This is a genomic window from Planktothrix sp. FACHB-1365 (assembly GCF_014697575.1).
GTDB lineage: Bacteria > Cyanobacteriota > Cyanobacteriia > Cyanobacteriales > Microcoleaceae > Planktothrix.
The window spans coordinates 922,836-937,028 of the sequence record NZ_JACJSC010000001.1 but is presented as its reverse complement, the minus strand read 5'-3'; the positions used below and the strand labels follow the sequence as shown (position 1 = coordinate 937,028).

The window sequence follows — 14,193 nt, the reverse complement described above, 5'->3', positions numbered from 1 at the left end:
GGTTGCTCTCTTTAGCAAGGGATGATCAAAAGCACGATTAAAGCAACAAACATCTAAATCGAGTTTATCGTTTTGACTCCTATCCCTGATAGAATAGTAAAGATTTGTGTAAGACTCCTCCAATTTTAGGGGTGTGGAATTGGAATGAGAGGGAATTGGGCAGAAATTAAGGTTTAGTCTGGAAAAATAGACTTGACAATTCTGTCTATTTGTGATATAGCACTTCGATTTATTTTATTAGTCAAAAATTAATAGAAACCAATGGTTCAACGGCGATCGCAAACGTTTTTCCAACAGATTCTCCTGGGGACTCTTGCCAGTACAATTTTACAATTATCGATTCCCCTAACCTCCCTCAGCCAAGCCAACGCAACGTTAGGGGTGATTCGGGATACCGAACAACTCGCCGAATGGAATGGTATTGAACAACGGTTAAAAGCCAGTCGAATTCCCTATCAAACCGTTGATTTAAACAATATTAAAAGCGTTACTGATCTGCAAGGAATTCGCGTTTTATTCCTACCCAATACAACAGTAATTAAAACCGAACAAGCCAAAGTTCTGCAAGAGTGGGCCAAACAAGGGGGACAGGTGATTGCCAGTGGCCCTGTAGGAGAACGGTCTACCCCCTTAGTCCGTCAACTGTTGCGCTCAATTTTAGGTTCCTATTGGGCTTTTCCCCTCACCGTCCCCGCTAAACCCCAAGTCGCTAAAAATCGCTGTCGCAGTCGAGATACCCTTTGTCCCTCCCTCACCACTTGGGGGCCAATGCAGCAAAACCCAAACCCTGTTGAAGGGGGGGTTCTCATTCCCACCACCTTAGAAAGTTATACCGCAGGCATTTGGGAAGCCAGTGGCAGTTCTCCGGCGGTCATTACCACCCAAAAAGCCACTTATTTAGGCTGGCGTTGGGGAAATCAATCCTCGGCGGATATGGATATTGCGTGGTTACAAGCCGCCGTCAGTCGTCATGGTTTAGGGACAACAGCCACAACTCCCGTCGCGAGTTCTCCCCTCCCAACGCCGCCCCCAGTCGCAACCCGTCCCATCCCCAGACCACCAGCCGTTGTCACCCGTCCCAACCCAACGCCGCCCCCAGTCGCAAACCCCAGACCACCAGCCGTTGTCACTCGTCCCAACCCAACGCCGCCCCCAGTCGCAACCCGTCCCAACCCCACACCTCAGCCACCTGTTACCCCGACGGTAGCAACCCGTCCCAACCCCGCGCCTCCTCCTGCTGTCCCGACCCGTTCCAACACCAGCCTACCCCAACCGATAACACCAACGGTACAGCCAACAGCTATAGCTCCACCCCGTCCCGTCACACCGCCAACGGTTCCCCAGGTGCCGCCTTCTCCACCCCGTTCCACGACACCACCCCCTCCGACTGTCACCGCCACTCGGACGTTACCCAATACTCCAGCAGTTCCCAATAATTTTATTGACCCTTCCGAACAAACGGCGCCTGCGGGGTTAGAAGTACAGCCAGGAAATGAACCCATTGAGGAATTAACGGCCATCGCCATGCGTCAGGAATTAGTCGATTTATTAGGACGATTTGAAAATGCGTTAATTGCCTCAAATTCGGGTAATGTTCCGATTAATTTACAAGTTGCTTCTACTCAATTAATGGCGACCCAGGGAGGTAGTTTAGCAAGTGCTAATTTTAAACAATCGGATCAAATGATTGCCAAAGCTCGACAGGTAATTAAGGATTTTCCTGAATTAGTAGCTCATCAAAATTGGGCAGAAGCTCGTCGTCAATGGTTAGAAATTCGTCAACAATTATGGCAACATTATCCCACTGAAGGAGAACGCTTAGGAGCAGAAATTCGGGCGGTTTGGTTAGACCGAGGAACCATTGTTAAAGCGGGGGGTGAAGCCGGACTAGCGCAAGTCTTTGATCGGTTAGCGTCGGCGGGAATTAATACAGTTTATTTTGAAACCATTAATGCGGGTTATCCGATTTATCCCAGCCGCATCGCGCCTGAACAAAACCCCTTAATTCGAGGATGGAACCCATTAGAATCGGCGGTGAAATTAGCCCATGAACGGGGGATGGAATTACACGCTTGGATTTGGGTATTTGCGGTGGGAAATGATCGCCATAATCAACTTTTAGGACAACCCAGTAGTTTTTTAAGTCCGGTCATTCAAGCCCATCCTGATTGGGTGAATATTAATAATTATGGAGAGTTAAGAAATACCCGCGATCATAAAGTTTATCTTGATCCAGCAAACCGAGAAGCCCGAGCTTATGTCCTGCGTTTAATTAATGAAATTGTAACGACCTATAATGTGGATGGGTTACAGTTAGATTATATTCGTTATCCGTTCCAAGATCCAGGGGGAAATTACACCTATGGTTATGGAAAAGCTGGACGGGAACAATTTCGACAATTAACGGGAGTTGACCCGGTTAATATCACACGCAAAAATCCTCAATTATGGAATCAATGGACGCAGTTTAAAACGGATCAAGTCACTTCTTTTGTAGCCGAAGTTTCACAATTTTTAAAACAACAAAAACCCAATGTGATTTTATCCGTTGCGGTATTTCCCCATCCTGAACAGGAACGGATTCTGAAAATTCAACAACATTGGGAAGTGTGGGCGAAACAAGGTTATGTCGATTTAATTGTACCCATGACTTATGCGATGGATACAAACCGTTTAAAGCGAATTACTCAGCCTTTAACTCAAGAACAACGGTTAGGATCGGCGTTAATTAGTCCGGCGATTAAGTTATTGAATCTTCCTGAAATTGTAGCGATTGATCAATTACAATCCTTACGGGATTTATCCACCGGAGGCTATTCAATTTTTGCCGTTGAAACCATTGGTAATAATTTACAAAACTATTTTCGCCGGACTCAAAATTCTTCTCAAACAACTCAACCTGCAATTCCCTATCGACAACCTTTTGCAGCAGCCCATGATCGGTATTTAGCATTAAAACGAGAATGGAGTTTTCTGTTATCTAATGATCAACTTTGGATTCGAGATGGGGAACTAAAAGCCTTGAGTACCCAAGCGGAAGATTTAGCCCAAACCTTAAAACAATTAGAGGATAACCCCTCTTCTCAAAATTTAGAAATTGCTCAACAAAAGTTAGGAACGTTTCAAAAACAATTCCAAACTTCTATGCGTTTACAAGCCTTAGAACGTCCCTATCAAGTCTCTAGTTGGGGAAATCGTTTGGCGAGTATTGAGATGTTATTACGGTATGGAGAACGAAGAATTAGGAATTAAAATTGTAGGGTGCGTAAGGCGAAGTCGCACGCACCATTTCTCATATACAATTATGATGCAATGATCAGGAGCAAATATTTTAGGATTTCATGTTAGATGGTGCGTGCGCTCCGCTTACGCACCCTACGGTTTACGTTTTACTTTTATGTTAGATTAATAGAAAAGGGATGTTGTAAAGTTGAGGTGACAACATGACTAAAACCCCTGTAAAATTAACCTTTGAGGAGTATTTAACCTACGATGACGGAACAGATAATCGTTATGAACTTGAAGATGGGGTGTTAATTCCGATGACACCTGCGAGTCCCATCCATTCTGATATTGTAGGGTTCCTATTTATCTGTTTTTATCAAGAAGTTCAAAGACGGAATTTAGACTTGAAAGTTAAACAAGGAGATGTGGGAATACGAACTAGAATAAATCGTTCCCGACAACCGGATATTGCTATTATTCAAGGGGAAGATTGGCGACGGTTACGACAGTTTAAAAAATCAGCCATTCTGGAAGTTCCGGCTTTATTAGTAGTAGAAGTTGTGAGTCCAGGGGAAGATAACGAGAACCGAGATTATGTTAAAAAAATAACTGAATATGCGGAATTTGGCATTTCTGAATATTGGATTATTGATCCGTTAACAGAACAAGTAATGATCAATTTTTTGATGAATGGAAGTTATCAAAATACTGTTTTTATAGGTCAACAAAGAATTATTTCTCAACTATTCCCCGACCTCAATTTAACCGTTGAGCAAATTTTTATAGCAGAATAAAAACTGAAAGTATTGACAAAAAAGCTAGAGCAAGAACGTAGGGTGCGTAAGGCGAAGCCGCACGCACCATTTCTCAGATACAATTATAATGCAATGATCAGGAGCAAATATTTGTGGATTTCATGTTAGATGGTGCGTGCGCGGAGCTTACGCACCCTACGGTTTACGTTTTACTTTTGTGTTAAATTAATAGAAAAGGGACGTTGGAAAGTTGAGGTAAGAACATGACTCAAACCCCTGTCAAATTAACCTTTGAGGAGTATTTAACTTATAATGACGGAACAGATAACCGTTATGAACTTGAAGATGGGGTGTTAATTCCAATGACACCTGCTAGTCCGATACATTCTGATATTATTGAATTTCTCTACGATACCTTCAAAGCGGAGATTAAAAGACTAGGGTTAGACTTAAAAGTAAAACAAGGAGATGTGGGAATACGAACTAGAATAAATCGTTCCCGACAACCGGATATTGCTATTATTCAAGGGGAAGATTGGCGACGGTTACGACAGTTTAAAAAATCAGCCATTCTGGAAGTTCCGGCTTTATTAGTAGTAGAAGTTGTGAGTCCAGGGGAAGATAACGAGAACCGAGATTATGTTAAAAAAATAACTGAATATGCGGAATTTGGCATTTCTGAATATTGGATTATTGATCCGTTAACAGAACAAGTAATGATCAATTTTTTGATGAATGGAAGTTATCAAAATACTGTTTTTATAGGTCAACAAAGAATTATTTCTCAACTATTCCCTGAAATTAATTTAAACATTGAGCAAATTTTTATAGCAGAATAAAAACTGAAAGTATTGACAAAAAAGCTATAGCAAAAACGTAGGGTGCGTAAGGCGAAGCCACACGCACCATTTCTCAGATACAATTATAATGCAATGATCAGGAGCAAATATTTGTGGATTTCATGTTAGATGGTGCGTGCGCGGAGCTTACGCACCCTACGATTGAAGTTAATCAAGGTGAAACCCAAAACATTCCTTTAATTCCGTTAGGGTCGGTAATAAACCCTAAATGATGATAGAAATTAACGGCTTTTGAACCTGCAAATAAGGTAATATTTTCGATGTTTTGCTGGCGCAGTTTTTCTAAGGTATATTGAATTAAGGCTTTTCCTAATCCTTGACTTTGAAAATTAGGATGAATTACTACATCCCACAAAGTCGCATTATAAACATGATCAGAAACGGCGCGAGTAAACCCAATTAATTGTTTTTGCGTATCTTTGACAAACCAGAGAGTAACGGCTAAAAAACTGTGTTCTAGGGCGATTTTCATTTGTTCGTGGGAACGAGTCATCCAACCTACTGCTTCAAAGAGTTGATCTAATTGGTTTAAGTCAAAATCGATATCGGTACTTAATATAAATTGTCCGTTTTTTTGATTCACAGCTAAAGGATTATAAGAAGAATTGACAGTGGGGTTAGCAGCGATCGCCTCATCATATTTAGACCATTTTTCGAGATTTTGATTAATATTTTGATGTTGCAAAAGAATTGATTTTTCTAAATCTTTCTTTTTCTGAAACACCGTCTTTAATTTTTCTTTAATTAACCGCTCATCAGGATAAACTTCCATTGCCATTGAATACAGAATTAAAGCAGCATTCATCCAATGTTTATGGAGGAAAAAATCTGCTATTTTAATCCATGATTTTAGATTACTTTTTAGAAAATTAATAGTATTTTCATATTCAGGATATTGTTGACTATTCTGAATCACTTTTCGATAATAGGCGATCGCAAGATCAACAGTTTCCGGTAAACAAGATTCTAGGGTTTCTCCTAATTTAGTCGCAATAATCACAAAATCCTGTTCTTGATGGGTTTGTAGAAGAATAACCAAACTATTCCAATAAGAAGTAATGGCTAAATCCCACTTTTTTTGTTGAACCAACGCATCCCCTAAATTACAATAAGACCAATGAAATTGAGCATTTAACTGAATAGCTTTACGGTAAACATCAACCGCTTCTTCCCAGGATTTTAATTTTAATAAAGCATTTCCTAAATTATGATACGACCAGGGAAAATTAGGATTCAGTTCAATGGCGCGACGATATTGAATAATCGCCTCTTGCCATTGTTCTTGTTTTAATAAAATATCCCCTAAATGATGATAAAACCAAGAGCAATTAGGATTTAATTCGATAGCATGACGATAATTTGTGATCGCAGCTTGCCATTGTTCTTGCTGACTCTGCAAACGCCCTAAATTAGCATAAGCTTCAGCCGACTTGACATTTGTTGCCATCCCATTAACCAAGTTGAGTTTTAAAGCATCTTCCTCTGGCATATTTCCGTATTTAAACAGGCGTATATAGCACAGATTCTAATCGTTGTAACGCGAAATCTAAATCATCATTAATCACTTCAAAATCAAACTCATTGGCTGCGTCCATTTCTGCTTTTGCCCGCATTAAACGCCGTCGAATGGCATCTTCAGAATCCTGACCTCGACCCCGTAAACGACGTTCTAATTCATCAATGGAAGGAGGCATAATAAAAATTCTTAAAGCGGAAGGAAATGTGCTCCGAATTTGGCGAGCGCCTTCTAATTCTATTTCTAATAAAACTGATGTTCCCGCTTCAATTTGTTCTTTAACTGGGATTAAGGGGGTTCCATAACAATTACCTGCAAATTCAGCCCATTCTAATAACTCTCCCTGTTCTACCATTTCTTGAAACCGATGTCGATCTACAAAATAGTAGTCTCGTCCATTAATTTCACCCGGACGGGGAGAACGAGTGGTTACGGAAACGGATAAATGCAGGTCAGGATGACAGTTGAGCAGGGAACGAACCAAGGTTCCTTTTCCGACCCCACTAGGGCCTGTCATTACAATTAATCGGCCTTTTTTCATGGCATTTTTACTTATTCACGCTTAATAAGAGTCTTTCTATTTTCTCATAGGATGCCGATGGAAACCAAGGGGAAAAAATACAAAATCCCTTAATCATCACGGGAATTCCCGTCTTTCGCTATCACGAACCGATGAGCAACGGTTTCTGGCTGAATGGCAGAGAGAATCACATGGCTAGAATCAGTGATAATCACGGCTCTGGTTCTACGTCCATAGGTGGCATCGACTAACTGTCCGCGATCGCGTGCATCTGTTATAATACGCTTAATGGGAGCCGATTCAGGGCTAACAATGGCAATCACCCGATTTGCAGAGATAATATTACCAAAACCAATATTGATTAACTGAATATCCATAAAAATCTCAACTATAGGGTTTGCCCATATTTTTGCGTCATAATTCCATGATAGTGAGAATTTTTGGGAGTTACAACTGTTTATGGGTTAAAAAGTTCCGGTTTTATCCTCTTGAGTTTGTTTTTTATTGTTGAGTTAAAATACCAAAAATTACTAATTTTAATGAATATTTTGCCGGATAAAACCGTTAATATAGAATTCAAAAACGCTATTTCCCCTAAAAAAAAACAGCAAAATATTAATAAAAATCAAGAGAGCCTGAATCCCCATCTCCAGAAGTATGTGTTAAGCTGACAGGTGTTCTCTGCCTATTAATGTAACCGATTATGAAAGCAATTGTTATCGATCAATACGGATCACCCGATGTGCTGCGTTATCAAGATATTCCCACCCCAACGATTAAACCGGATCAAGTTTTAGTCAAAATTCATGCCAGTAGTATTAATCCTGTAGATTGGAAAATTAGGCAGGGATTATTACAACCTTTATCCGGCTACAATTTCCCCAAAGTTTTAGGCTGTGATTTATCGGGGGAAGTGGTGGAAGTGGGGGAAAAAGCAACAAGCTGGCGGGTTGGAGATCAAGTTTATACCTTCGTTAATCCCTTATTTGGAGGGGCCTATGCGGAGTATGTGGCCGTAAGTGCTACCAATCTGAGCTATAAACCCCAAAATATGACCTATACTGAAGCTGCGGGGGTTCCGGTGGCGGGTCTGACGGCGTTACAGGGGTTGTTAGATTTAGGTCAATTGCGACCGGGACAACGGGTATTAATTAATGGTGCTTCTGGTGGTGTGGGAACCTTTGCGGTGCAAATTGCGACGGCGATGAATGCGGAGGTAACGGGAGTTTGTGGGACGGCTAATGTTGAGATTGTTAAACGTTTAGGAGCCCATACTGTTATTGACTATACCCAAGAGGATTTTACTCAGCAAGAAATTCAATATGATATTATTTTTGATGCGGTGGGTAAACAGTCCTTTTTTAATTGTGAAAAAGTTCTAAAACCGGATGGAATTTATATCTCAACATTACCAACGGTTGATAATATGGGAGCGACCCTACAAACGTTATTCTTTTCTAACCAAAAATGTAAATTAGTCTTAGCTCAACCCAGTCGTCGAGATTTAGATGCTTTACGAGATTTGATCGAAACGGGTAAAGTTAAAACAATCATTGATCGAACCTATTCCTTAAGTGATTTGGCTGAAGCTCATACTTATAGTGAAATGGGGCGAACCGTTGGCAAAATTGTGATTACGGTTAATGAAGGGTTACAAACCATTAATATTGATTAGAACAGCCGTAGAGACGCGCCATGGCGCGTCTCTACATGGCTATATATTACCAATTAATGGCTTTAGCAATGGGCATTCTCCATCCGGTTCCAAAAGCGCGATCGCTAATTTTTAATCCGGGTGCAGCTTGACGACGTTTAAATTCAGCAATCATGACTAATTTAATCACTTTTTTAACGACGGGTTCTTCATGTCCTGCTTCCACAATTTCAGTTAAGGATTGATGTTTTTCAACTAAACGATATAAAATATCATCTAAAATTTCATAAGGCGGTAAAGAATCTTGATCCATCTGTCCGGGTTTAAGTTCTGCACTCGGCGGTTTCACTAATACATGATGGGGAATTATGTCTTGTTCATAATATTGATTGAACCAAGAACATAAGGAATAAACACGGGTTTTCGGTACATCTGCAATCACCGCTAATCCCCCATTCATATCCCCATATAAGGTACAATATCCCACCGCCATTTCTGACTTATTTCCGGTGGTTAATAATAAATGCCCAAATTTATTAGAAACTGCCATTAATAACGTTCCTCGGATGCGAGATTGGAGGTTTTCTTCTGCTAATCCAAAGGCGGTTCCTGCAAACATCGGTTCTAGGGTTTGATCAAAGGTTTGCATTAAATTTCCAATAGGTAAAGTCTGGGTTTGAATCCCTAAATAATTGGCTAATTCTAAAGCATCTTGAATGGAATGATCGGAACTATAGGGAGATGGCATTAACACGCCTAAAACGTTTTCTGAGCCTAATGCTTCCGTTGCGATCGCAGCCACTAAAGAAGAATCAATTCCCCCACTTAACCCTAAAACAACCTTAGAAAATCCACATTTCTCCACATAATCTTTTACCCCTAAAACTAATGCTAACCAAATTTCTTGATCTTCATTTTCAATTAAATTTATATCTTGATTTTGGCTAGAATTAGCAATTAAATCTTGTGTTTTTGAATCAAACTCAATAACTGCAAAATCTGTCTCAAAAGGGTTTAGACTTAAAATTTTATCGCCATTTTTATTAAACGCAAAACTACACCCGTCAAAAATTAAATCATCATTTCCGCCTACTTGATTGGCATATAAAATCGGAATATTATAGCGTTTTGCAGTATGACTAATTAAAGATTGTCTGAATTTTTGCTTACCCACTTGATAAGGTGAAGCCGATAAATTCACGACTAAATCTACATCTAAATGAGCTAAATCTTGGAAGGGATTACAAGGATAATTGCGTTTTCCCCAGAATAATTCATCATTCCATAAATCCTCACAAATTGTTACCCCAATTTTCAATGTTTCTTCTAAATAAAAAAACTGGCTTTCTAACCCCGGTTCAAAATAACGATCTTCATCAAAAACATCGTAAGTTGGTAATAATCGTTTTTTAAAATACTGTTTAATTTCACCCTTTTCTAATAATGCAGCACTATTAAAAATCGGGTTCCCACCTTTTGTTTGATAATCTAAATTTTGTTGAATTGTTCCCACTAAAACGGCAATTTTAGGCGGTAAATCTACTGCTAATTGCTGTAATTTTTTCTCTGTAGCATCAATAAAACTCGGACGAATTAATAAATCTCTAGGGGGATATCCGGTTAAGGATAATTCTGTTGTTAGTAACAGATGACATCCCGCTTCAACCGCGTTTTCTGCTGCTTCTAATATTTGTTGAGCATTTGCCGTTAAGTCTCCAACCGTCGGGTTAAGTTGAGCGATCGCAATTTTCATAGTAGTTTGTTCCTATCAATCATTAATGCTTAAACTGTACTATAAACACTTTTACTATTCCCAAAGTAAGACTCGTAAATATGACTATAAACCCCCATAGTTCGTAGTAAGCCCTTCAGGGCTAACAGGCGTAAACACCTCACCACTTTCGTAGTAAGCCCTTCAGGGCTAACAGGCGTGAACGCCTGACTACAAGTGAGCAACTTATTCAAAGAATTGAGCAGGTTAGAAACCCGATTTCTCTATTTTTCACCTACGCTAAACCCTGAGATACAAAACCCGCCCAATATTGGGGACTGACAAAGGGCAATCGTTCCCGACAAAGTAAGTCTAATCGTAATCGTTGAATTTTAACCATTTCTGCTTGATTTTCGCCCCAATTTTGCTGCTCAAAATAAGCCTCTAATTGCTGTTTATAATTAGCATATAATTGATCTCCTGTCAAGTTACGCAGCTTAAATTGGGCTTTACGAATCGCTTCTGAACGACTTTTATCCTGCTTTTCCTGATAATATAAAATACAAAACAAAGCCGTTGCTAAATCATCCACCGCCCATAACGTACTGACCACATTTCGCGCCCCGGCACAGAGGAAACCCGCAGCAATACTCAGAGGATCATCCGTAATTTGGGTTAGGGTTAAATTCGTTTCGCAGCAGGAGAGAAACACTTCCGCTAAGTTTGCAAATCTCCAAGTAAAAATCCGACCCAAGTTAACATCCCCATCGAATAAATGTAGTTTTGATTCTAAAGGATTATCGAGTTGAGAACTGGCGTGATGGCTGGAATGGAGAACTTGCACTTGATTGGGTAATTGTTGATAATTACTAATCGTAGCTTGATCGTATTTTAGGCGATTCTCTAACTTAACATTGTGCAAAGTTGCCAAAGTTTCGCATTCGTAACCTGTGAAAATCAGATCTCCTCTAGCATTTTCAACAATTCCCATTGTCTCAGGTTTGAGGTCATCTCGTTGATGGCAATAATTGAGAATTTGACAACTGGGAACAATACGAATACGGAATTGATTACTGAGGTATTCCGGTTGTTGGGGTGGGGTTTTGGCAGAGGTATCAGGGGTTTTGTTCATATTCAGGCTAGTGCCGCGAGTTGTGTCAGAGGTTGTATTGCTATTGGGAATCGGAATATGATTTAAAGGTAAGGCAGCAAAGGGAATCTGATGTAAATACAAATGAGGAATAATAATCAGTTCTTTGATGCCGTTGAGATGTTCGGAAATCAGTTGATTAATTTGCAAACGGTTAGCCAGTTCGGGGAGAAATTCACTTATTTGATTTTTCCAGGCGGTTTTGTTTTCTTTATAAGGTTTTAACCAGTTATCGAATATCGAATTTTGCAAGGTTTCCAGTCCTTGACCTTCGCAGGTGTGGAGTTGGGGCGGTTGATTTTTTCGTAAGATGAAAATGTGGGTATGTTCAGGAGTTGTATAAAAATTGAGAATAGCGGTTTCTGCATCAGGAATTAACGTTTGCATCTGTTGGAAATTTAGGGGGTCAGCTTGCAATTGACCCGCCAAAACGGGGTCTTTACTGCGAATTTTCAGCCAAGCTTTTTGTTTTTCGGTTTCTAATTCTTTAATCTTTTCCAGAATAATGTCACCGTTAGGGGTTGCTTGGCGAGTGGTGGCGAATGCTTTTGTCCCGTCGTTGTCAGAAAAGCGAAAACGGTCGCTTTGTTCTTGCAGGCGATAATATTCTGCCACTTCTGGGGGAATTTCGCCTTGGGGGTAGAGGTCTTTGCTGTAAAATAAGTCCGCGAGGTGGCGGGAACGGGAACGGTCTGCGGTTTCGACGGCTTTATCGTATTGTTTGAGGTTGATGTAGCATTGGACAGCGTTGGCGTAAACGGAGAAGGCGTCTGCAATGATTTCTTGGCGGCGTTGGTCGGTAGTTGACCCTTTGCGGAGTTGTTCGACTGCTTGCATAGCGGGTTCGTATCCTTCTAAGGCGAGTTGCCAGTTGCCTTGGGTGAAACCAAGGTTGGCGAAGTTGCGACCGACAATGAAGCATACGGGTGGTATAGTTTCGGGAGTGGCTATTTTGAGCGAGTCTCGATAGTTGTGAATGGCTTTTTCAGTTTCTCCCAGAGAGTGGTAAGCACCGCCTAAACCTCCCAGAGAAACTACTTCCCCGTGGCGGTATTTGATTTCCCGACTAATGGCTAAATACTGTTCGTAGAAAGTGATGGCTCGTTCATATTCTCCCAGAGAGAGGTAAGCATTGCCTAAATCTCCCAGAGAAATTGCTTCCCCTTGACGGTATTTGATTTTCCGACTAATGGCTAAATACTGTTCGTAGAAAGTGATGGCTCGTTCATATTCTCCCAGAGAGAGGTAAGTATTGCCTAAATTTCCCAGAGAAGTTGCTTCCCCTTCGCGGTCTTTGATTTCCCGACTAATGGTTAAATGCTGTTCGTAGAAAGTGATGGCTTTTTCAACTTCTCCCAGATGGTGGTAAGTATTGCCTAAACTTCCCAGAGAAATTGCTTCCCCTTTGCGGTCTTTGATTTCCCGACTAATGGCTAAAGACTGTTCGTGGAATGTGATGGCTCGTTCATATTCTCCCAGAGACCAGTAAGGATTGCCTAAATGTCCCAGAGAAGTTGCTTCCCCTTTGCGGTCTTTGATTTCCCGACTAATGGTTAAATGCTGTTCGTGGAATGTGATGGCTTGTTCATATTCTCCCAGATGGTAGTAAACTGAACCTAAATTTTCCAGAGAATTAGCTTCCCTTTGGCGGTATTTGATTTCTCGACTAATGGCTAAATGCTGTTCGTGGAATGTGATGGCTCGTTCATATTCTCCCAGATAACAGTAAGTATTGCCTAAATTTCCCAGACAATCAGCTTCCCCTTGGCGGTCTTTGATTCCCCGTTTAATAACTAAATACTCTTCGTAGAAAGTGATGGCTCGTTCATATTCTCCCAGATAGCAGTAAGTATTACCTAAATTTCCCAGACAATGAGCTTCCCCTTGGCGGTCTTTGATTTCCCGACTAATGGCTAAAGACTGTTCGTAGAAGGTGATGGCTCGTTCATATTCTCTCAGAGAACCGTAAGCCATCCCTAAAACTCCCAGACAATCAGCTTCCCCTTGGCGGTCTTTGATTTCCCGTTTAATGGCTAAAGACTGTTCGTAGAAGGTGATGGCTCGTTCATATTCTCCCAGAGAACCGTAAGCCTTCCCTAAAACTCCCAGACAATCAGCTTCCCCTTGGCGGTCTTTGATTTCCCGTTTAATGGCTAAAGACTGTTCGTAGAAGGTGATGGCTCGTTCATATTCTCCCAGAGAACCGTAAGCCTTCCCTAAAGCTCCCAGACAAGCATCTTCCCCTTCGCGGTATTTAAATTCTCGATTAATAGCTAAAAACTGTTCGTAGAAAGTGATGGCTTTTTCAGTTTCTCCCAGAGAGTGGTAAGCAGTGGCTAAAACTCCCAGACAACCAACTTCCCCTCGGCGGTCTTGAATAGCTTGATAAATGCTAAGACAATGTTGCAAACAGTCCAAAACCCTCATAAATTGGCTCATATAACACTGTTTAATTCCCCACTGTAATAAAATATCGGCTGTCTGTTTTCTGATTGCTGTTGGCTGCTGGCCACTACCGAGCCATTCCCCCAGTTGCAAGGCTAGGTTAGTTAAAAAGTTAACCATATTTTGATTAGCGTTATCATCAAATTCTTCAGCAACCGTGATTATCGTTTGCAAAAGTCCGGGGTCGAGTAAATTGGAATTGTCATTTATTAAAATTTGCCCTTCTTCCTCGGTGGAACATTGGAGCAGTTTTTGGATGAGTTGCACATAGGCGTTCATGCGTTGTTCGTCCATTGTTGTTTTCCTTCCTTATGAATTAACAATCTATAATTAAGAACAGAGTCAAATCGAAAGAGG

General features: G+C 40.8%; 10 protein-coding genes. 5 read left to right on the top strand and 5 right to left on the bottom strand.

What is annotated here, in order from left to right; genetic code table 11:
• Positions 1-261 precede the first annotated feature (261 nt).
• From H6G57_RS03960 to H6G57_RS03950, 3 genes are all read left to right on the top strand, one after another.
• The gene (locus tag H6G57_RS03960; RefSeq protein WP_190516144.1) at positions 262-3,252 is read left to right on the top strand and encodes a family 10 glycosylhydrolase; all 2,991 of its coding nucleotides are present in this window, start codon (positions 262-264) and stop codon (positions 3,250-3,252) included.
• A gap of 191 nt (positions 3,253-3,443) precedes the next feature.
• Positions 3,444-4,019 (top strand): Uma2 family endonuclease, encoded by a 576-nt coding sequence (locus tag H6G57_RS03955; protein WP_190516143.1) that lies wholly within the window; start codon positions 3,444-3,446, stop codon positions 4,017-4,019.
• Between the two features lie 224 nt (positions 4,020-4,243).
• Entirely contained in the window at positions 4,244-4,819 is a 576-nt protein-coding gene (locus H6G57_RS03950; protein ID WP_190516141.1) for a Uma2 family endonuclease, read from the top strand.
• A 172-nt stretch (positions 4,820-4,991) separates the two neighbouring features.
• Here the strand turns inward: H6G57_RS03950 and H6G57_RS28770 are convergent, their stop codons facing one another.
• The 3 genes from H6G57_RS28770 to remA all read right to left on the bottom strand — a co-directional run bounded on the left by H6G57_RS28770 (position 4,992) and on the right by remA (position 7,253).
• Entirely contained in the window at positions 4,992-6,329 is a 1,338-nt protein-coding gene (locus H6G57_RS28770) for a GNAT family N-acetyltransferase (protein WP_190516139.1), read from the bottom strand.
• A 10-nt stretch (positions 6,330-6,339) separates the two neighbouring features.
• Positions 6,340-6,897, bottom strand: coding sequence for a guanylate kinase (gene gmk / locus H6G57_RS03940; RefSeq protein WP_190516138.1), 558 nt, complete (start codon positions 6,895-6,897; stop codon positions 6,340-6,342).
• A gap of 89 nt (positions 6,898-6,986) precedes the next feature.
• Positions 6,987-7,253: an extracellular matrix/biofilm regulator RemA gene (remA, locus tag H6G57_RS03935; RefSeq protein ID WP_072716911.1), complete on the bottom strand. Its 267-nt coding sequence runs from the start codon at positions 7,251-7,253 to the stop codon at positions 6,987-6,989.
• A 63-nt stretch (positions 7,254-7,316) separates the two neighbouring features.
• Here remA and H6G57_RS03930 point away from each other — a divergent pair, with 63 nt between their 5' ends.
• Complete coding sequence (locus H6G57_RS03930; RefSeq protein WP_190516136.1) at positions 7,317-7,547, top strand: hypothetical protein; 231 nt, start codon at positions 7,317-7,319, stop codon at positions 7,545-7,547.
• A 32-nt stretch (positions 7,548-7,579) separates the two neighbouring features.
• The gene (locus tag H6G57_RS03925) at positions 7,580-8,551 is read left to right on the top strand and encodes an NAD(P)-dependent alcohol dehydrogenase (RefSeq protein ID WP_190516135.1); all 972 of its coding nucleotides are present in this window, start codon (positions 7,580-7,582) and stop codon (positions 8,549-8,551) included.
• 46 nt (positions 8,552-8,597) lie between these two features.
• Here the strand turns inward: H6G57_RS03925 and H6G57_RS03920 are convergent, their stop codons facing one another.
• A complete protein-coding gene (locus tag H6G57_RS03920; protein WP_190516133.1) occupies positions 8,598-10,283 on the bottom strand; it encodes an NAD+ synthase in 1,686 nt (561 codons plus the stop codon).
• Between the two features lie 253 nt (positions 10,284-10,536).
• On the bottom strand, positions 10,537-14,130 hold the full coding sequence (locus tag H6G57_RS03915; RefSeq protein WP_190516131.1) for a tetratricopeptide repeat protein: 3,594 nt from the start codon (positions 14,128-14,130) through the stop codon (positions 10,537-10,539).
• Positions 14,131-14,193: the final 63 nt, after the last annotated feature.